Raw genomic sequence first — 19826 nt, forward strand, 5'->3', positions numbered from 1 at the left:
CCTTGGAGAAGGGGCAATAATAGCCTGATCCGACGAGTGCTTCGGTGAAGGCCTACACAAATTGCTGATTTGTCCGATTCCAGCGGCGAGGCCAGGGCTTTTGGCCTAGAGTGGCGGTGTTTGCGCATAGGCAAGCAGGGTCATGCCGGGAGAATTTGAGGTGCGTCGGTCTGTGGTAGAGCAAAACGAAAAAGTTGAAGCATTGCCGACCTTCCATCGCCTGACCTGGGAAGGTGCCGGCTGGCTCAGCCGTCTGTGGTGGGTGCCGATCCTGGCGCTGGCCATGGCCCTGCGGTTTTACCATCTCACCTCGGCGGCGATCTGGGGCGACGAAGGCTCAAGCCTGTTACTGAGCGAATACGCCCTGGCCGACCTGTGGTTTCACGCGGCCCATGATGTGCACCCGCCGCTGTATTTCTTGCTGCTGCGCGGTTGGATCGAGGTGTTCGGCGATAGCATCGGCTCAATTCGCAGCCTGAGTGCAATCCCCGGCGTGGCCGTCGTGGGCCTGGGCATCTGGCTGACACGGCAACTGTCCACCCGACGCGCAGCCGTGCTGGCGGGGATCCTGTTGGCGCTGCTGCCGACCGCAGTGCGCTACAGCCAGGAAGTGCGCATGTATTCGCTGCTGGGCGTGTGGCTACTGGGCGCCACGCTGGCCCTGGTGTACTGGGTGAAGCAGCCCGAGCGCGTGCGTTATTTGGCTGTGTATGTGCTGTTAATGAGCGCCGGGTTCTATACCCACTACTTCACCGCGCTGTGCGTGCTGGTGCATTGGGCGTACCTGGGGTTGCAGGCGCCAGCTCAACGCCTGATCACGCGACCTGCCTGGTGGGTCGCCAACGTAGCGATAGTGTTGTTGTATCTGCCCTGGCTGCCCAACCTGCTGGATTTGGTGCAGCACGTCGAACAGCTCAAAGTCGGCGGCGACATTGGTTGGGAAGAGCCGGTCAATCTACTGTCGCTGCCGTCGATCATCTGGCAGTTCCTGTTGCAGGATGACGGCCTCGGCCTGTGGCCGCCGCTGTTCTGGCTGTTCCCCCTGCTGCTCGCCGGGGTGGTTGTATCGACGGCCTGGCGCAACCACGCGGCGCGCCTGCCGGCACTGTTTTGCCTGCTGCCGCTGCTGCTGGTCTATGGCGTGTCCTTTATCTCGCCCGTGTTTATCGAGCGCTACCTCACGGTGTATGCGTTAGGCCTGCCGATAGTCCTGGCGCTTGCCATCGACCGTTTGCCGCCCCGTTTGTCCTGGCTGGGCGTGGCGTTGTTCGCACTGTTTGTTGGCTTAGAACTGTTGGGGCTAAAGAACAACTTCGAAGTGGATGAGCACGACCAGTTCAACGTGCCGGTGGAGTTCGTCAATCGCGACTACCAGGAAGGCGACCGCATCGTCCTCAGTGACATGATGTGGTACCTCAGCTACGTGTATTACGACCAGACCGACGCGCAACTGCAGCTCTTCACACCGCCCAAACCCGACGGCACCGCGACGCGCCCGAACGCCTATGGTTTCGGCACACTGGTGGACCAGGACGGTGGCCGCATCTATCTGGACCGCCTCTCAGCACTGCCTGCTCAAACGCGGCGGGTATGGTTGATCAGCAGCAACGAAGCCCCAGATGAATTCGCGCCACTGCCCAACGGCTGGCGCGAACTCAGTCGCCAGGACGGCGGTGGCGCCAGGGCGCGGTTGTTCGTGCTATGCAACGCACCGGCGCCGCAACCTGAAGGCTGCCGCTAGACTCACTTGAACCTACTTATGAGGAGCCTTTCATGGAATCGCCACTGCACAGCTTGCCGGCTTTGTTCAAACAGCTTGGCCTGCCGGACGACCCGGTCAGTATTGAGCAATTTGTCGCCTCTCATTCGCCGCTCAAGCCGGAGTTGAAACTGGCGGATGCGTTTTTTTGGAGCGACGCCCAGAAGACATTTTTGCGTGAAGAGATTCTGGAGGATGCGGATTGGGCGGTGGTGGTGGATGAGTTGAATTTGATGTTGCGGGGTGGGCGAGGGGTGTAAAAAAATATCCCAAGAAATGCGAGTATGTAAAAAAAAATGGTGAGCGGTAAAAAAAACTGGGCTTTAATCGCTTAAGTGAATTTTTTCTGGAAAAGCTCGCCCTGCCAGCAGTCGGATACGCTCATCTGTGTGAGGCGCTCGATCTAAAGGTTATCGCACCCTCCCTCCCGAAATGATGGACCGCGCCATCCAGTGGGCTTACCTGCACGAAACCCGCGATTCATTTGCCATCGAAAAAGAACAACCCAGCGAAGAAAAATCCCGTCGCTTCGTTCAACTCCTGCGCCAGGCCCACGAAGGCCGTTTGCTCACCGAAGACTACTTGGTCGAGCTGCAAAACAGCACAGTCTCCAACCCCTTCGACAAAGCCGTCGCGTTTCGCCACGAACAGAACCATCTGCACAACGGGCTACGTGGCGCAGCCGGTGTCAGCTACGTGCCGCCAGCTCCCGCGCTTTGCCAGGAACTGATGGAAGAGCTTATGGCCTTCGCCAACCAGCCCGTTCGAGACGTCGATCCTTTGGTTGCGGCCGCGGTCACCGCTTTCGGTTTCGTCTTCCTGCACCCGTTCATGGACGGTAATGGGCGCCTGTCTCGCTTCCTGATTCACCAGACGCTTTGCCACTACGGCGCACTGGAAAATGGTTTGCTGCTACCGGTTTCTGTCGCCATGAAGCATGAAGAACAAGCCTACCTGCAAGCGCTGAAAACCTTTTCCCAGCCAACCCGTGAGTTCTGGAACGTCACCTGGCTGGATGCGGACCACATGGCGTTCGACTTCATCGGCCACCCCTCGATCTATCGCTACTGGGATGCGACCCGCTGCGTCGAATTCACCCTGCAAATGGCCCGCCGAGCCCTGGAAGTGGAACTGCGCGAAGAAACCGAATTCCTCGACCGTTATGACCAAGTGATCAAAGCGGTGAACCAACGCTACGACGTGCGCGGCAGCGATCTGTCGAAGCTGGTGATGATGTGCCTAGATAACGGTGGGAAGCTTTCCAAGCATCGGCGTAAGCAGTTTCAATACAGCGTGGCGGATGATGTGTTTGGGTTTATTGAGGAGGAGAGCTTGAGGTTGATGGGCGAGTAAGAGGTGATCCCGACACTTCGTGAAAGATGGGAAATGTCTTATTTCTCTAGGTGAAACGGACTATCAGATGCTGCAGACGTTTTTTCTTATCAAAGGGATATCGCCTATTGATGAGTGGGTGCGACTAATTCCGCGCGGAAGACTACGTCGTCTGGGCGGACAGGCTGAGCAGCAAGCATGAAGCCGACGCTGACCTAATGTGGGAGCGGGCTTGCCCGCGAAGGCGGCGTGTCAGTCACTGAATATTCAACTGAGCCACCGCTTTCGCAGGCAAGCCAGCTCCCACATTTTGTTTGTCGCATGGCGAACGCGCATCCCACCACTCATCTGCGAAATTGTTTCAAAACTTGACGGCAAACCCTTCCTCCACCATATTGATAGTTAGCAAACTAACTGTATGCGAACTATCCAGTGCCTCAATCCCTCGAACAACTCCAGATGAGCCTCAGCAGCAGCATGGTGGTGGGCGCCCGTAATTGGCGCAAAATCTGCCAGACCACGCTGGTGAGCTATGGCATCTCCGAAGCCTGCGCCGTGCCGTTGTTGATGATCGGCCGCTTGGGCGACGGGGTACACCAGGTCAAAGTAGCCCAGGCTTCCGGTATGGAAAGCCCATCACTGGTGCGCCTGCTTGACCGGCTGTGCGGTGACGGTTACGTCTGCCGCACCGAAGACATCCACGACCGTCGCGCCAAGGCCCTGAGCCTTACCGAGCGTGGCCGTGAGTTGGTGCAGGCGGTGGAAGCGCAACTGGTGCGCCTGCGCAAAGACGTGTTGGCAGATATCGCCCCTGACGATCTGCAAGCCGCACTGCGCGTACTGCGCGCCTTCGAAGCGGCTGAGGCTGTGTCGTCTTGAACGGATTTTTTACCGGCTTCCCGCCTGCCCGCGATTGGTTCTACGGGGTGCGTACCTTCGCCGCGTCGATGATCGCGCTGTACATCGCCATGCTCATGCAAATGCCGCGTCCGTACTGGGCGATGGCCACGGTGTATATCGTCTCCAGCCCGTTTGTCGGCCCAACCAGTTCCAAAGCCCTGTACCGCGCCATCGGCACCTTGATGGGCGCGGCGGCGGCGGTGCTGTTTGTGCCGATGTTCGTGCAGTCACCCTACATTCTGGTGGTGGTGATTGCGCTGTGGACGGGCACCTTGCTGTTCTTGTCCATGCACCTGCGCACCGCGAATAACTATGCCCTGATGCTGGCCGGCTACACCTTGCCGCTGATTGCCCTGCCGGTGGTGGATAACCCTTTGGCGGTCTGGGATGTGGCGGAGGCGCGTACCGAAGAAATCTTCCTCGGCATTGCGGTCGCGGCGGTGGTGGGCGCGATGTTCTGGCCCCGGCGCCTGATGCCGGTGTTCGATGGCTCGGTGGCCAAGTGGTTCAGCGACGCCCAGGTCTACAGCCAGCGCTTTCTCAGCCGCAAGGTCGACCCCGAAGAAGTCAGCAACCTGCGCGGCGGCATGGTCGCCACTTTCAATACCCTCGAATTGATGATCGGCCAACTGCCCCACGAAGGCGCGCGCCCGCAGACAGTACGCAACACCAAGGAACTGCGCGGGCGCATGATTCACCTGCTGCCAGTGATCGACGCTCTGGATGATGCGGTGTACGCCATCGAGCACCGTGCGCCGGAGTTTCTCGACCAGCTCACGCCGTTATTGGAAGCGGCCAACGCCTGGCTGCAAAGCACTACCGAACAAGCGCCCCTGGAACGCTGGCGCGTATTGCGTGACAAGATCGACGCCGCCCAACCCCAAGGCGAAGCGTTGGATGACCGTCACACCTTGCTGTTCTCCAACGCCCTGTACCGCCTGGGCGAATGGGTCGATTTGTGGCAAGACTGCCGCAGCCTGCAAGCCGCCATCCAATGTGAAAGTCAGGACACCTGGCGCGCCGTTTACCGGCACTGGCGCCTGGGCCGGCTCACACCGTTCCTCGACCGTGGGCTGATGTTCTACTCGGCGTTTTCCACCGTCACCGCAATCATCGTCGCCTCGGTATTGTGGATTCTGCTGGGCTGGACCGACGGCGGCAGCGCCGTGATCCTTGCCGCTGTGGCGTGCAGCTTTTTCGCCTCGATGGACGACCCTGCACCGCAGATCTATCGGTTCTTTTTCTGGACCGCCATGTCGGTGCTGTTCGCCAGCCTGTATCTGTTTCTGGTGCTGCCCAACCTGCATGATTTCCCCATGCTGGTGCTGGCCTTCGCCGTGCCGTTTATTTGCATCGGTACCCTCACGGTGCAGCCACGGTTTTACCTGGGCATGTTGCTGACGCTGGTGAACACCTCATCGTTCATCAGCATCCAGGGCGCCTATGACGCGGACTTTCTCAACTTCGCCAACGTCAACCTGGCCGGGCCCGTGGGTCTGCTGTTCGCGTTCGTTTGGACCTTGATCGCCCGACCCTTCGGCGCCGAACTGGCGGCCAAGCGCCTCACCCGTTTCAGCTGGCGCGACATCGTCAGCCTCACCGAGCCCGCCACCCTGGCCGAGCACCGGCACATGGCCGTACAAATGCTCGACCGCCTGATGCAACACCTGCCGCGCCTGGCGCTCACCGGCCAGGACACCGGCATCGCCCTGCGCGACTTGCGCGTGGCTTTGAACCTGCTCGATCTGCTGGCCTACTCGCCGCGCATCCTCGGTGTGCCACGGGTGTTGCTCAACCAGGTGGTGGAAGGCGTGGGCGGTTACTTCAAGGCCTGCCTGAAGGCGGGTGAACGCTTGCCCGCGCCCAGCGGTCTGCTGATGACCCTGGACCGCACGCGTCGCGCCCTCAACGGCCAGGGCCTGCAAGACGAAGACGACACCCGCCTGCACCTGCTGCACGCCTTGGCCGGCCTGCGCCTGGCGCTGTTGCCCGGGGTGGAGTTCATTGGCGGTACAGAGATGCAAGCGCCGTTACCTGATGGAGCGCCTTTATGATCGGTGACCTGGATATCAGCGGGGTATTCCTGCCCACGCTGCTGGTGCTGATGGGCATTACTTATGTGTTGTTTCTGGTGGTGCACGGGCTGTTGACGCGCATGCACTTCTATCGCCTGGTCTGGCACCGGGCATTGTTCAATGTGGGGCTCTACGCGCTGTTGCTGGGCGCGGTGGACTCACTCAGTCGATATTTGATGACATGAAAAAACCTTTTTTGACTATCGGCCGTGTCGTCCTGACGTTGTTGATCGTGAGTTTCGCGGTCGTCGTTGTGTGGCGCATGGTCATGTACTACATGTTTGCGCCCTGGACCCGTGACGGCCACATCCGTGCCGACATCGTGCAGATCGCCCCGGACGTGTCCGGGCTGATCCAGCGCGTGGACGTGCGCGACAACCAGTTGGTGACCAAGGGCCAGGTGCTCTTCGCCGTCGACCAGGACCGCTTCAAGCTGGCCCTGCGCCAAGCCCAGGCCGCCGTGGCCGACCGCCAGGAAACCCTGGCCCAGGCCCAGCGCGAGTACAAGCGTAACCGGGGCCTTGGCAACCTGGTGCCCAGCGAGCAACTGGAAGAGAGCCAGTCCCGCGTCGCCCGCGCCCAATCGGCCCTGGCCGAAGCCCAAGTGACAGTCGACTACGCCCAACTCAACCTCGACCGCTCGGTGATTCGCAGCCCCGTGGACGGCTACGTCAACGACCGCGCACCGCGTACCCAGGAGTTCGTCACCGCCGGGCGCCCGGTGCTATCGGTGGTGGACAGCAATTCCTTCCACATCGACGGCTATTTCGAAGAGACCAAGCTCGACGGCATTCACGTAGGCATGGGTGTGGATATCCGTGTGATCGGCGACAACGCGCGCCTGCATGGCCACGTGCAGAGTATCGTCGCCGGTATCGAAGACCGCGACCGCAGCAGCGGCTCCAATCTGTTGCCCAACGTTAACCCGGCGTTCAGTTGGGTGCGCCTGGCCCAGCGGATCCCCGTGCGCATTGCCTTCGATGACGTGCCGGCGGACTTTCGCATGATCGCCGGGCGCACGGCGACGGTGTCGATCATTGACGACAAAGTTAAAGACGGGGGCAAACCATGAAGCGGCTTCTGGCAACCGCTTCCCTGGGGTTGTTGCTGTCGGCCTGCCAAGTAGTAGGCCCGGATTACAAACTGCCGGAGCAGGCTGCGGTCAACCGTGGCGACCTCCAAGGGCCGATCATGGGCGAAGGCAAAAATGTAGTCTCGGCGCCAGTGCCAGCGGATTGGTGGAAGCTGTACAAAGACCCGCGCCTGGACGAACTGGTGCGCCAGGCCATGGCCTCCAACACCGACCTGCGCGTGGCCGCCGCCAATCTGCAGCGCTCGCGTTACCAGGTGCAGCAGGCCGAATCCGCTGGCGGCTGGAGTGCCGGCGTCAAGGCCGAGGCCCAGCGTTTGCAGGAGTCTGGAGAGGCCTTCTTGCTGCCGGACAAAGTCCCGGTGGGCAATATCGGTAGCGTCGGGATTACCACGTCCTATCAATTCGACCTGTTCGGCACCTTGCAGCGTGGCATCGAAAGCGCCCAGGCCAGCGCCGACGCCACCCAGGCTGCGGCGGATATCGCCCGCATCACCCTGGTGGCCGATGTGGTGCGCTCCTATACCCAGGTGTGCGCGGCCAACGAAGAGCTGGCGATTGCCAACGAGTCCCTCGACCTGCAAGCCCAGAGCACCAAACTGACCCAGCGCCTGCGGGATGCCGGGCGAGGCGACGAAACCCAGGTGACTCGCTCGCAAACCCAATACAAATCCCTGCGCGCCGACATACCGCGCTATGAAGCCTCGCGTCAGGCCGCGCTGTTTCGGCTGTCGATGTTGCTGGCCAAACCGGTCGACCAACTGCCAGCCGGCACGGGCACCTGCGCTGAGCTGCCGCATATTGCTCAATTGCTGCCGGTAGGCGATGGCGCCACGCTGCTCAAGCGCCGCCCGGATGTGCGCCAGGCCGAACGCCAGCTGGCCGCCGCCACCGCACGCATCGGTGTGGCGACCGGCGCGTTGTACCCGGATATCAGCATCGGCGCCACGGTCGGCACCGTCGGCTTGCTGGAAAACCTTGGCACGCCTGCCACTAATCGCTGGGGCTTTGGCCCAATGATCAGCTGGACTGTACCGACCAACGGCGCCCGCGCCCGCGTGCATGAAGCCGAAGCCGCGACCCAGGGAGCCCTGGCCCACTTCGACGGCGTGGTGCTCAACGCCATCCGCGAAACCCAGACCGGCCTGGCCCAATACACCGCCGTGTTGCAACGCCGCGACGCCCTGGCCGACGCCGAACAGTCGGCCCGAGAAGCGGCGGGCCAGACCCACCGCTTCTTCCAGGCCGGCCGCGAATCCTTCCTGGCCGACCTGCAAGCCACGCGCACCTACACCGATATGCGTGCGCAATTGGCGGCGGCCAACACCCAGGTTGCCATGAGCCAGATCGACCTGTTCCTGGCCCTGGGCGGCGGTTGGGAAAGCGGACGAACGCAAGGGCAAAAACCCGGCAAACCGTGAGGTGATTGCTATGCTTTCTTGGGTGAGGCCCGCTGGCGCCTCACCCGACAAAGCTCGCGTTTGCTCATGGGGATTCCAAGAATGAAAAACCCTTATGCTCCCGCTTTCTGGTGCGTGCTCTTCGCACTGGTTTTGTTATCGGCCGCGTATTTTTACGGCGTCATGCTCGCCCATCAACTCGACAAGGCGATGGTGTTCCTCGACAGCGCCTGCCTGGTGATCGGCACCTTGTCCATCGGCGTGGTGGCCTGGGCGTCGTATCAAAACCAGCGGGTGAAGAAAAAACTACTCGAGCAGGGCAAGACCCGCGTGGCGATCTGGGACACCAAGGTCGCCCTGCGCCGCGTCGAAACCGTGTTCGACCGCTATTTCTGGGGCAGTTACTGGCAGCCGGGGCGCACGTTCCAGGAAGTCATGGGCGACCTCACCGGCACGCCGCTGGAAAAAAGCCTCGAAGTCCTGAAAAAACAATGCGTGCTGCTGGACCGACAGGTTGCCGACGGTAGGCATTGGCTGGATAACGCGCGGGAATTGTCCGACGTGGCCACGCAAATGGCCCGCGAGCGCTACCAGCTGGATTTTTGCGACCCCAAGGCCGACACCCCCGGCAACGCCGTGATACACCGCGAGTTCGAGGTGTTGGTGTACACCTGGACCGCACGCTTGAAGAGTTTTGATCACCAACTGGATGAAGTCGAACAGGAGTACTCCTGAACTCCTGCTGAACTGATCCCTCTGAAAGGTTGGGCCGTTTACGCCCGCCAGTGCTAATCTTCCCCCGTTTTCGGCGGGCTTGAGCCAATCCCCTCAGGGGTTCAAGGAAGACAGCCCACTTCTCACAGGATTTGATCAGGTCACTTCATGAATAAGCCAGCCGTTGTTTTCTTGGGTTTTGTTGTCGCCGTCGGCGCCGTCAGTGCGGGCGGTGCCTGGTACACCGGTAAACAACTGGAGCCGGTCCTGCAAACCGCTATCCAGAGCGCCAATAAAGAACTGCAGACCTCCATGGCCGGCGTCGATGGTAGCGTGACCCTGGAGCTGGTGTCCCTGGACCGTGGCGTGTTCAGCAGCACCGCGCACTATCGCCTCAAGGGCCAAGGCAGCGTGTTCGGCGAAGACAACCCGAACCCCGAATTGCTGTTCGTCGACCATATCGAACACGGCCCGCTGCCGTTCTCGCGCCTGGTGACCCTCAAGTGGTTGCCGGTCATGGCCACCAGTCACTACGAACTGGAAAAGAACCCCACCACCGAAAAATGGTTCGCCGCCAGCAAAGACGTGTCGCCGCTCAAAGGCGTGGCGAATATCGGCTACAGCCGTTCGGTCAGCGGCAACATCGAATTGCTGCCGCTGGAGTTCAAGGATGACACCTCCTCGGTGAGCTTCTCCGGCGCCAACCTGGAATTCGACAGCAGCGCCGAAGGCCAGAAGGTCAAGGCTGATGGGTTCATGAACAGCCTCAAGGTCGCGGCGATCGATGCCAATGGCGCACCGTTCGAAGCGGAACTGGCTGGCCTGACCGTCGCCAGCAACCTTGAAAAGTCCACCTTTGGCTTCTACACCGGCCAGAACACTGTGGAGCTGACCGACACCAAGGTCACCTTCGGTCCGCAGAAAGCCGTGCTGACCCTCAAGGGCTTCGAGCAGAAAGATTCCACCCAAGCCAAGGACAACAACCTGGCCGGTCGCGTCGACTACAAAATCGACGAGATCGGTTACCAGGGCAAGCCCGTCGGCTCGGCGGCCATGGCTGTGAGCATGAAGAACGTCGACATCCCGGCGATGCTGGTGCTGACCAAGCTCTACCAGGACAAAATGCAACCGGTGCAAGCCGCTGCCGCTGCCGGCCAACCGGTACCGGAACTGCAATTGACCGAAGCCGAGCAGGCCCTGGCCGAAGCCAACGTCAACCAGGTATTGGCTGCCAAGCCGCAACTGGCGGTGGAAAACCTGTCGCTGAAAACCACCCACGGCGAAAGCAAGTTCAACCTGGTGGTCGACCTGGCCAAGCCAACGTCTATGGAGCTGCCGCCGGTTGAGCTGGGCAAGCAGATGATTGCGCTGCTCGATGCCAACCTGACCCTGTCCAAGCCGATGATCAGCGACGTGGCCGCCCTGCAAGCCCAGGTCGGCGGCGTGACTGACCCCAAAGCCATCGAGCAGCAATCGCAGATGGCGGCCGAGATGGTCAGCGGCATGGCCGTCGGCACCCAAATGGCAACCCTGGTGGGCACCGATGTGGTTTCCAAGCTGCACTACGCCAATAACGAAGTGACTTTCAACGGCCAGAAAATGACCGTTGAGCAGTTCCTCAGCTTTGTGATGTCCAAGGCCGGTGCGGTCAGCGGCGCCCAGTAAGCGCTGAAAATGCAGTAAAAAATGTGGGAGCTGGCTTGTGTGGGAGCTGGCTTGCCTGCGATAGCATCGCCCCGGTCTGGCTGAACGACCGCGGTGCCTGCATCGCGGGCAAGCCCGGCTCCCACACAAACCCGGCTCCCACATTCGTTTTGTGTGAGGGCAAAAAATCGCGCTCGCACAATTCTGAACAATTGTTCTGAATTGCACTTCCCCCTACTTCGCTAAGAGATAGTTCCTACAGGAAAGCTAGGTCGGGTCCCGAGACGCCGACACCCTGATGCGTTTTGCTCAGGACCATCTATCGTTAGGGCTTTCCGTGTGTAAGGAAGCTCACGATATGCTGCGAAACCATCCCTACAGTGCCTCAGGCCGGTTGCGTCTGCTTATCGGGGCCGCCCTGTGCAGCCAGTTGCTGGTTCCAGGCCTTGCGTTTGCCGACCCAGCCTACGACGCCCTGATCATCCAGGCCCGCAACGGCCACTTCACGCCGGCGCTGACCCAACTGCGCCAACTCTCCGCCGAACGCCAGACCCCAGGCCAGGTCAGCGACCACCTGGTGATCGCCGGCTGGGCCGGGCAAGACGCAGAAGTGCTCAAGGTGTACGAGGCGCAAGGCAAGCATCGCAACCTCACCACCCAGGCACTCGCCACGGTGGCGCGCACTTATCGCAATCAAAAGCAGTGGGCTCAGGCCGAAGCGGTCTATCGCCAGGCGTTGCTGCGTGAACCCCATAACGTCGACCTGCAACTGGGCCAGGCCCTCACCCAGGCCGATGGCGGCAAAGCCAACGAGGCGGTGCAACGCCTGCGCACGCTGGTGGCGGCCCAACCCAATGACCCCAACCGCCGCATGGCCCTGGGGTATGCGCTGACACGTGCCGGTTTGAACTACGACGCGCTATTCGAATTCGACCAAGCCTTTATCCGCGCCGGTGACAAGCCCGAAGTGGCCCGTGAATACATCGTTGCCCTGCAAAAGGCGCGGCTGCCGGAGCCGGCACTGCGCCTCTCGGCCAAGCGCCCGGGGTTGGTGGACGCCGTCACCCAGCGCCGCCTCGAAGGCGACCTTGCCGCCGAGCGTGTGCGCATGGCCGAGTTCGCCACGCGTACAGAAAAAGAACGCTACGTCATCGCAGACCGTGCCCTGCAGGACTACGACAAACTGATCAGCCGCTGGGCTCCCGACGCCACAGCCAAGGACGATGTCATCCGCTGGCGCATCGACCGCCTGGGTGCGCTCAAGGCGCGAGCGCGGCATGCCGAGGTGATCCGCGATTACCAAACCCTCACCAGCGAAGGCGTGCAACTGCCCACCTACGCCTTGCGTTGGGTCGCCGGCTCTTACCTGGAACAGCGCCAGCCGGAAAAGGCCGAGCCGTTGTACCGCCAGGTACTCACCGCCCCTGACACAGACGCCAGCTATCGGGTCGATGACAGCACGGCGCTGTTCTACGCCTTGTTGGAAAGCGACAAGGTCGAAGAGGCCCGCCAGGTCGCCAACAACCTGGCCAAGGAGCAAAACCCCCGCGTTGAGCTCAAGGGCTTGCCCATTGGCAACCCCAATGACAACTGGATGGACGCCCAACAATTATCCGCCCAGGCCGGTACCTATGGCGGTGACCTGCCTGGCAGCGAGGCCAGCCTGGAAGCCCTGGTGGCCAAGGCACCGGGCAACGTGGGTCTGCGCCTGGCCCAGGCCGACATGTACCGCGCCCGCGACTGGCCGCGCCGCGCCGAAGGCACGCTCAAGGAAACCGAAACCCAGGCCCCCCGCGACATCGGCCTGGAAGTCTCCCAAGCCTATACCGCCATGGACTTGCAAGAATGGCGGCAGATGGACGCGCTCACCGACGACGTGCTCGCCCGCAACCCGGACAACCGTCAGGTGCAGCGCCTGAGCCGCCTGCGCGATGTGCACGACATGGCCGAGCTGCGTGTCGAAGCCTACACCGGCAAAAGCTACGGTGGCGGCAATAACAACGACGCCGGTGCCGTCTCCGGCAGCCGAGACTGGGGCATTGAAAGCGTGATCTACACGCCGCCCATCGACGAAGACTGGCGCCTGTTCGCTGGTGCCGGCTATGCCACCGCCGACTTCCAGGAAGGCACTGGCCAACATCGCTGGCAGCGCGTGGGCGTGGAGCGTCGCACCCGTGACATGACCATCGAAGCCGAAGTGTCCAACCACTCCTATGGCGACGGTTCCAAGCAAGGCGCCAGCGTGTCGATTGCCCGCGACATCAACGACCACTGGCAATACGGCGGCAGCCTTGGCTATTTGCTCAGCACCACACCGTTGCGGGCCCTGAATGACGGCGTCACAGCCAACGGCGGCAGCGGTTTTATCCGCTGGCGCGCCAACGAAAGCCGCGAATGGAAGCTGACCCTCAGCCCGTCCCATTTCAGCGATGGCAACGACCGCTTCGAAGCCTTGCTCACCGGCCGCGAAGGCCTATACAGCTCGCCCCATGTGCAAGTGGACCTGGGCCTGGAAGTGGGCGCCAGCCGCAACAGCAAGGAAGACACCGTGTACTTCAACCCGAAGTCGGACTTCACGGTGTTGCCCATGATCAACGTCAATCACGTGCTCTATCACCGCTACGAAACCCAGTGGAGTCAGCAGTTCCAAATCGGCGCGGGTACCTACAGCCAGCGTGACTACTCCACCGGCGGTATCGGCCTGATTGGCTACGGCCAACGCTATCGCTGGAACGACGTACTGGAAATGGGCGCCAACCTCAGCCTGATCAGCCGACCTTATGACGGTGATCGCGAACGCGATCTGCGCCTGCTCGTCGACCTCACTTACCGTTTCTAAAAGAGCCTGACCATGACCGTCCTCAGCCGTTGCTTGTTGGTCCTGGGTGTAATGCTGGCCGCCGCCTGCGCCCAACAACCCGCGCCCTACACTCCACCCGCCGAACGGCCGATAGCGCCCAACGAAGCGCCGTGGCCGAAGAACCACTTCCTGGGCATTGCCTATCACGACGTAGAGGATCGCGACCCCGATCAAGCCGTGGTGGCGGTGCGCACCGAGCGTTTGATCGAGCAGCTGGCGTGGCTGCGGGAGAATGGCTACCAGGCGGTCAGCGTCGATCAGATCCTGGCGGCCCGGCGCGGCGGCCCGGCATTGCCACCCAAGGCGGTGATGCTCAGCTTCGATGACGGTTATTCCAGCTTCTACACCCGCGTGATGCCGATTCTGCGTGCTTATCACTGGCCGGCTCTGTTGGCCCCGGTGGGCTCCTGGATCGACACGCCGTTGAACCAACCGGTGGATTTTGCCGGTACACCACGGCCACGCGGGGAATTCCTGACGTGGCAGCAGATTCGTGAAGTGTCCCAGTCTGGCCTGGTGGAAATCGCCGCTCACACCGACGCCAATCACAAGGGCATCCTGGCCAATCCCCAGGGCAACCTGGAACCGGCCGCCACCACGCGAAGTTTTGATCCCAAGACCAACGGCTACGAAAGCGAAGCGCAGTTCCAGGCGCGTATGCGGGCTGACGTCGCCGCGATTTCGAACAAAATCCGTACCGTCACCGGCAAGGCGCCGCGTGTGTGGGTGTGGCCGTATGGGGCGGCCGATGGCACCTCGTTGGCGGTAGTCGGCGAGCACGGCTACGAGATGGCGCTGACCCTGGAAGACGGGCTCGACGACCTCGGCAACCTGATGAACAGCCCGCGCTTTCTGGTGGCCTCCGACCCGGACGGTGAACACTTTGCCAACAGCATGGTGGCCGTGCAGACCAAAGCGCCGATGCGCGTGCTGCACGTAGACCTGGACAACGTGTACGACCCCGACCCGGCCCAACAGGCGCGCAACCTCGACGTGCTGGTTCAGCGCGTGGTGGACATGGGCGCCGGCACCGTCTTCCTGCAAGCCTTTGCCGACCCCAAGGGCGACGGCCTGGTGCATTCGCTGTACTTCCCCAACCGCCATCTGCCGATGCGTGCCGACCTGTTCAACCGGGTCGCCTGGCAGTTGCACACCCGCGCCCATGCCAGTGTGTACGCCTGGATGCCGGTGCTGAGTTTTGCCCTCGACCCCAAGCTGCCGCGTGTCACCCGCTGGGACCCGAAAACCGGCCAAGTCGGCCCCGACCCGGATCAATACAAACGCCTGTCGCCATTTGATCCCAAGGTGCGGCAGGTCATCGGTGAGATCTACCAAGACCTGGCGCGTGTAGGGCCGATTGACGGCATCCTCTACCACGATGATGCGGTGTTCAACGACTTCGAAGACGCCAGCCCCGCAGCGCTCAAGGCCTACGCGGCCCAAGGTTTGCCGGACAGCATCGCGGCCCTGCGTGCCGACCCTGCCGTGATGCAGCGCTGGACCCGTTTCAAAAGCCGTTACCTGATCGACTTCACCCATGAGCTCACCGCCAAGGTCCGCGCTATCCGTGGGCCGCAGGTACTCACCGCGCGCAATATCTTCGCCGAGCCGATGCTCAACCCTGGCAGCGAAACCTGGTTCGCGCAGAACCTCGATGATTTCCTCCAGGCCTACGACTGGACCGCGCCGATGGCCATGCCGTTGATGGAAGGCCAGGAAGTGAAAACCTCCAACGCCTGGCTGGAAAAACTCATCGCCACGGTCAAGACGCGCCCCGGCGCGATGCAAAAAACCATCTTCGAATTGCAAGCCAAAGACTGGCGCACCCAAGCCGCACCGGATATCAGCGCTGAGCAATTGGCAGAGTGGATGGGTGTACTCAAACGCCAGGGCGTCACCAGTTTCGGCTACTACCCGGACAACTTCCTGGAAAACTCCCCGGACTTGAAGACCATCCGTCCGGCCCTCTCCAACCAATGGAACCCTTGATCATGGTTGACAGAATCCTGGCTCTATTCGTGTTGGCACTGGTACTGGGCTTGCCCCTGGGCCTGATCTTTCTGGTGACCGGGCAGTTCCTGATGGACTTCGTGTTCTTCTACCCGCTGTTCATGTCGGCGCTGTGGATCGCCGGTGGCCTGTATTTCTGGCTGCACTGGGAACGCCACTGGCCGTGGGAAGAAGACACGCCGGCACCGACCCTGGCCGGCGAGCCGCTGATCTCGATCATCATCCCTTGCTACAACGAGGGCGATAACGTCGCCGACACCATTGATGCGGCCCTCGGCCAGGTGTACCCGAACATCGAAGTGATCGCGGTCAACGATGGCTCCAGCGACAACACCGCCGCAGTACTCGATGCCCTTGCGTTGCAACACCCGCGCCTGCGCGTGCTGCACCTGGCGCAGAACCAGGGCAAAGCCGTGGCCCTGCGCATGGGCGCCGTGGCCGCCCGCAGCGAATACCTGGTGTGCATCGACGGCGATGCCTTGCTCGACAAAAACGCGGCCGCCTACATGGTCGCGCCGATGCTCGACAACCCGCGCCTGGGCGCCGTCACCGGCAACCCGCGCATTCGTACCCGCTCGACCCTGATCGGCCGAGTGCAGGTCGGCGAGTTCTCCTCGATCATCGGTTTGATCAAGCGTACCCAGCGGGTATTCGGCCGGATCTTCACGGTCTCCGGTGTGGTGGTGGCGTTTCGCAAGAAGGCCCTGGACCGCATCGACTACTGGAGCACCGACATGATCACCGAGGACATCGATGTCAGTTGGAAGCTGCAACTCGATCACTGGGCGATCTTCTACGAGCCGCGCGCGCTGTGCTGGATCCTCATGCCCGAAACCGTCGGCGGCCTGTGGAAACAACGCCTGCGCTGGGCCCAGGGCGGCGCCGAAGTGCTGTTCAAGAACATCCGTGGCATCTGGCAATGGCGCCACCGCTACCTGTGGCCGCTGCTGTTCGAGTACTGCCTGTCCACCGGCTGGGCCTTCACCTTCCTGCTGTCGGTGGTCTTCTGGGCCGTGGGTAAATTCGTCACGCTACCGGCGGCGATCACCGTGAGCTCTTTGGTGCCGCCCGCGTTCACCGGGCTGGTGCTGGCGATGGTGTGCCTGCTGCAGTTTGCGGTGAGCATCCTGATCGACCGGCGCTACGAAAAAGACCTGTGGAAAACCCTGTTCTGGACCGTGTGGTACCCGATGGTGTTCTGGCTGGTCAGCCTGCTCACCACGCTGGTCAGCTTTCCCAAGGTGTTGTTCAACCAGCATCAGAAACGCGCACGCTGGGTCAGCCCGGACCGCGGTATCAAACCTGCACAAGAGGAGGCGTGATCATGAAACTGGTCAGAACTCGCCAAAACACACTGATGTGGATCGTCGATGTGCTGCTGACCCTGCTGGCCTGGGGTGGGTTGATCTGGTTGCTGGCGCGAGGCATCAGCGCCATGCTTGAAACCCATGGCGGCCCGCGCATCGAGGCGCCTATCTTTGCTGCGCTCAACACCTTGCAGGTTTACCTGTGGATCGCGCTGTTCAATGCGGTGATCCTGATCAGTTGGGCACGTTATCAGCAGCATCGCGGGCGCAAATTCGCCCAGCGCCGCGCCGAGGCCAATGCGCTGAGCGACCAGCACCTGAGTGAAAGTTTCAACTTGGGCGATGGCGACCTCGAACAACTGCGCCGCCCCGGCGTGCTGGTGATCCACAACGACGAAGAAGGCGGCGTCGAAGAAGTGAAATCCCATGTCTCCCGCGACGTCGAACGCCCCGGCCTGACCCTGGTACCCGACAAAGACAAGGGCATTGGCTAGACCTAAGCGAACGCAATGCCCAAAGCAATGAAGACCCAATGTGGGAGCTGGCTTGCCTGCGAAAGCGATAGTGCAGTAACAGTTGCAGTGACTGACACACCGCCTTCGCGGGCAAGCCCGCTCCCACAGGTAGTATTTCCACCCATGGGTTGCAGTGGTTCACTCCTCTTGTTGGAATTCCGATAAATGGGATCCAATTCACAAAACCCCCGCGAACTTTTCCCCCTTCTCCGGTACTAACCTAACTCGACGAACACCTGATGGCTAAGTAATGGCAGTCAGAAAGTCATTCGTCGAATCGCCATCAAAACAGTTGCCGCTTGTCGGAATAATCACCGCAAGTGCCCGACTTAAACTCTTTTGGTGAAAAATTATTATTAATAATCAACAGGTTAGAAAACTAATCAGTCGAGCGGCCCCACTTCGCCGTTTCTAGGCGAGCTGGAAGTTCGATGTTAGTTTCGCGGCCCTTGATTTTCGATGGATCGAACATGTCTTCGTTATTGCCATGGACCCGGTTATTGCTCTGCACCCTCGTGCTCACCTGCATGGGCCTGAACAGTGCATCCGCCTCCCCCACGCCTGGCGATCAGGACTTGATCCGCGACCGGCAGAACCGCCTGCTCGAAGAGCAGCAGCGGCGCCTCCAGGAGCTTCAGGACCTGCCCGGCAAAGCGGACAAGCCCCAAGCCCCGGCAACCCCGGCCGACACCCGTTGCTTCCCGATCAAAACCATCGAACTCAAAGGCGCCGACAGCCTGCCGGCGCCCGACCGCGAGCGCTTGCTCAAGCCCTACATCGGCCAGTGCCTGGGCGTGTCCCAGCTGAACGACCTGCTCAAAACCATCACCGACTACTACCTCGGCAAAGGCCGCGTCACCAGCCGTGCCTACCTGCCGCAGCAAGACCTCTCCACCGGCCATCTGCAAGTGCTGGTGGTGGAAGGCAAACTCGAAGCGTTGCGCAGCGCCGAAGGCAGCACGGTGACCGACCGCGAACTGGCCATGGCCTTTCCCGGCAAAGTCGGCGAAGCACTTAACCTGCGTGAAATCGAGCAACTGGTGGACCAGCTCAACCGCCTGCCGTCCAAACAGGCGCAGATGGAACTCACCCCCGGCCAGCAAATCGGCGGCAGCGACGTGGTGGTCAAGAACACCGCGCAAAAGCCCTGGCGCGCCAGCCTGTCGCGCAACAACGACGGGCAGAAAAGCACTGGCGAACAGCAATGGGGCGCTGGCCTTGAGTGGGACAGCCCACTCGGCCTGGGTGACCAACTGATGCTGCGCGGCGGCCACGACGCCATCAGCGACCACCAGAAAACCTCGAAAAACACCATGCTCTACTACAACGTGCCCTGGGGCTGGTGGAACTTCAGCTACACCTACAGCGAAAGCGACTACCGCACCTACGGCGTCACCGACGGCTTCAAATACAAGCAGGACGGCGACAACCAGAACCACCAACTGCGCGCCGAGCGGGTGATCCATCGCGACGACGTCAGCAAGACCTCGGTCAACGTCGGCCTGGCGCACCTGCGCACCAACAACTACATCCTCGACGTGCGCACCGCGCCCAGCAGCAACCGCCTCAGCGAACTGCAACTGGGCGTCAACCACGGTCGGCGCATCGGCAGTGCCTTCGTCAACCTGGACCTGGGCATGCAAAGCGGCATCGGCCTGCTCGACGCCCAGGCCCAAGACGAGCGTGACCCAGCAGGCCGTCGCCAGCCGAACGCGCGCTACCGCAAATACACCGCCACCGTCAGCTACCTGCAACCCTTCAGCCTGTGGGGCGAGTCGTTCAGCTTCAGCAGTTTGGCCACCGGCCAACGCAGCGAAGACCCGCTGTTTTCGCCGCAGCGCATGAGCCTTGGCGGCTCGGCCTCGGTGCGCGGTTTCAAGGACCAGTTGCTGACCGGCGACAGCGGCGGCTACTGGCGCAACGAAGTGCGCTGGGCGCGCCCGGTGACCCTCGACTGGATGCGCCCGGCCTTCGCCGAGTACGGCGCCAGTGTCGGCTACGACCAGGGCGTGATCCGCAACGACCGCTACAACGACAACGTTCATGGCCGGGTGTCCAGCAACTCCCTGGAGCTGTTCGCCCGTGGCAAACACGTCAGCACCAGCGTGACCTTTGCCCATTCGTTAGAAAGACCCGGTGTGGTGACCGAGCGCGAAGCGCCGATCTATTTCCGCATGGATTTTTTCCTGTAATTCAACGCCCCGCTGCATGAGAGCCTGA

Annotated in this window: 14 protein-coding genes and 1 pseudogene; all 15 read left to right on the plus strand. The window is 61.5% G+C overall.

The window, feature by feature from the left end; genetic code table 11:
• Positions 1-160 precede the first annotated feature (160 nt).
• The 15 genes and pseudogenes from AB4P90_RS01655 (at position 161) to AB4P90_RS01725 (ending at position 19798) form a co-directional block, all read left to right on the plus strand.
• Positions 161-1741: a glycosyltransferase family 39 protein gene (locus tag AB4P90_RS01655; RefSeq protein WP_395605595.1), complete on the plus strand. Its 1581-nt coding sequence runs from the start codon at positions 161-163 to the stop codon at positions 1739-1741.
• Positions 1742-1773: 32 nt separating this feature from the next.
• Positions 1774-2019 (plus strand): DUF2789 domain-containing protein, encoded by a 246-nt coding sequence (locus AB4P90_RS01660; RefSeq protein WP_014716383.1) that lies wholly within the window; start codon positions 1774-1776, stop codon positions 2017-2019.
• 157 nt (positions 2020-2176) lie between these two features.
• Positions 2177-3112 (plus strand): annotated as a pseudogene (locus AB4P90_RS01665) (Fic family protein); the annotation flags it as partial.
• 438 nt (positions 3113-3550) lie between these two features.
• Positions 3551-3970, plus strand: a complete 420-nt coding sequence (locus tag AB4P90_RS01670; RefSeq protein WP_003187465.1) for a MarR family winged helix-turn-helix transcriptional regulator — start codon at positions 3551-3553, stop codon at positions 3968-3970.
• Positions 3967-6045, plus strand: a complete 2079-nt coding sequence (locus AB4P90_RS01675) for an FUSC family protein (RefSeq protein ID WP_014716385.1) — start codon at positions 3967-3969, stop codon at positions 6043-6045. Before AB4P90_RS01670 ends, AB4P90_RS01675 begins: the two co-directional genes overlap by 4 nt.
• Positions 6042-6251, plus strand: a complete 210-nt coding sequence (locus AB4P90_RS01680; protein ID WP_003187469.1) for a DUF1656 domain-containing protein — start codon at positions 6042-6044, stop codon at positions 6249-6251. Before AB4P90_RS01675 ends, AB4P90_RS01680 begins: the two co-directional genes overlap by 4 nt.
• On the plus strand, positions 6248-7138 hold the full coding sequence (locus tag AB4P90_RS01685) for an efflux RND transporter periplasmic adaptor subunit (protein ID WP_395605596.1): 891 nt from the start codon (positions 6248-6250) through the stop codon (positions 7136-7138). The genes AB4P90_RS01680 and AB4P90_RS01685 overlap by 4 nt, the downstream gene beginning before the upstream one ends.
• Positions 7135-8577, plus strand: coding sequence for an efflux transporter outer membrane subunit (locus AB4P90_RS01690; protein ID WP_014716387.1), 1443 nt, complete (start codon positions 7135-7137; stop codon positions 8575-8577). The genes AB4P90_RS01685 and AB4P90_RS01690 overlap by 4 nt, the downstream gene beginning before the upstream one ends.
• Positions 8578-8658: 81 nt before the next feature.
• Complete coding sequence (locus AB4P90_RS01695) at positions 8659-9291, plus strand: hypothetical protein (protein ID WP_019819550.1); 633 nt, start codon at positions 8659-8661, stop codon at positions 9289-9291.
• Between the two features lie 147 nt (positions 9292-9438).
• Positions 9439-10935, plus strand: a complete 1497-nt coding sequence (locus AB4P90_RS01700; RefSeq protein WP_020302878.1) for a YdgA family protein — start codon at positions 9439-9441, stop codon at positions 10933-10935.
• Between the two features lie 337 nt (positions 10936-11272).
• Positions 11273-13753 (plus strand): poly-beta-1,6 N-acetyl-D-glucosamine export porin PgaA, encoded by a 2481-nt coding sequence (gene pgaA / locus AB4P90_RS01705; RefSeq protein ID WP_019819552.1) that lies wholly within the window; start codon positions 11273-11275, stop codon positions 13751-13753.
• 12 nt (positions 13754-13765) lie between these two features.
• Positions 13766-15763 (plus strand): poly-beta-1,6-N-acetyl-D-glucosamine N-deacetylase PgaB, encoded by a 1998-nt coding sequence (gene pgaB, locus AB4P90_RS01710; protein ID WP_014716390.1) that lies wholly within the window; start codon positions 13766-13768, stop codon positions 15761-15763.
• A gap of 2 nt (positions 15764-15765) precedes the next feature.
• Complete coding sequence (gene pgaC / locus AB4P90_RS01715; protein ID WP_020302876.1) at positions 15766-17106, plus strand: poly-beta-1,6-N-acetyl-D-glucosamine synthase; 1341 nt, start codon at positions 15766-15768, stop codon at positions 17104-17106.
• A gap of 2 nt (positions 17107-17108) precedes the next feature.
• A complete protein-coding gene (gene pgaD / locus AB4P90_RS01720) occupies positions 17109-17585 on the plus strand; it encodes a poly-beta-1,6-N-acetyl-D-glucosamine biosynthesis protein PgaD (RefSeq protein WP_003187480.1) in 477 nt (158 codons plus the stop codon).
• A 491-nt stretch (positions 17586-18076) separates the two neighbouring features.
• Complete coding sequence (locus AB4P90_RS01725; RefSeq protein WP_395605597.1) at positions 18077-19798, plus strand: ShlB/FhaC/HecB family hemolysin secretion/activation protein; 1722 nt, start codon at positions 18077-18079, stop codon at positions 19796-19798.
• Positions 19799-19826 lie beyond the last annotated feature (28 nt).

This window comes from Pseudomonas sp. B16120, from assembly GCF_044218845.1.
In the GTDB taxonomy this organism is placed as follows: domain Bacteria; phylum Pseudomonadota; class Gammaproteobacteria; order Pseudomonadales; family Pseudomonadaceae; genus Aquipseudomonas; species Aquipseudomonas paracarnis.

What these genes read in the sequence shown, in the direction of transcription:
- AB4P90_RS01660 (WP_014716383.1), top strand. Translation starts at nt 1,774, where the DNA reads ATGGAATCGCCACTGCACAGCTTGCCGGCTTTGTTCAAACAGCTTGGC.
- AB4P90_RS01670 (WP_003187465.1), top strand. Translation starts at nt 3,551, where the DNA reads ATGAGCCTCAGCAGCAGCATGGTGGTGGGCGCCCGTAATTGGCGCAAA.
- AB4P90_RS01680 (WP_003187469.1), top strand. Translation starts at nt 6,042, where the DNA reads ATGATCGGTGACCTGGATATCAGCGGGGTATTCCTGCCCACGCTGCTG.
- AB4P90_RS01685 (WP_395605596.1), top strand. Translation starts at nt 6,248, where the DNA reads ATGAAAAAACCTTTTTTGACTATCGGCCGTGTCGTCCTGACGTTGTTG.
- AB4P90_RS01690 (WP_014716387.1), top strand. Translation starts at nt 7,135, where the DNA reads ATGAAGCGGCTTCTGGCAACCGCTTCCCTGGGGTTGTTGCTGTCGGCC.
- AB4P90_RS01695 (WP_019819550.1), top strand. Translation starts at nt 8,659, where the DNA reads ATGAAAAACCCTTATGCTCCCGCTTTCTGGTGCGTGCTCTTCGCACTG.
- AB4P90_RS01700 (WP_020302878.1), top strand. Translation starts at nt 9,439, where the DNA reads ATGAATAAGCCAGCCGTTGTTTTCTTGGGTTTTGTTGTCGCCGTCGGC.
- pgaA (WP_019819552.1), top strand. Translation starts at nt 11,273, where the DNA reads ATGCTGCGAAACCATCCCTACAGTGCCTCAGGCCGGTTGCGTCTGCTT.
- pgaB (WP_014716390.1), top strand. Translation starts at nt 13,766, where the DNA reads ATGACCGTCCTCAGCCGTTGCTTGTTGGTCCTGGGTGTAATGCTGGCC.
- pgaC (WP_020302876.1), top strand. Translation starts at nt 15,766, where the DNA reads ATGGTTGACAGAATCCTGGCTCTATTCGTGTTGGCACTGGTACTGGGC.
- pgaD (WP_003187480.1), top strand. Translation starts at nt 17,109, where the DNA reads ATGAAACTGGTCAGAACTCGCCAAAACACACTGATGTGGATCGTCGAT.
- AB4P90_RS01725 (WP_395605597.1), top strand. Translation starts at nt 18,077, where the DNA reads ATGTCTTCGTTATTGCCATGGACCCGGTTATTGCTCTGCACCCTCGTG.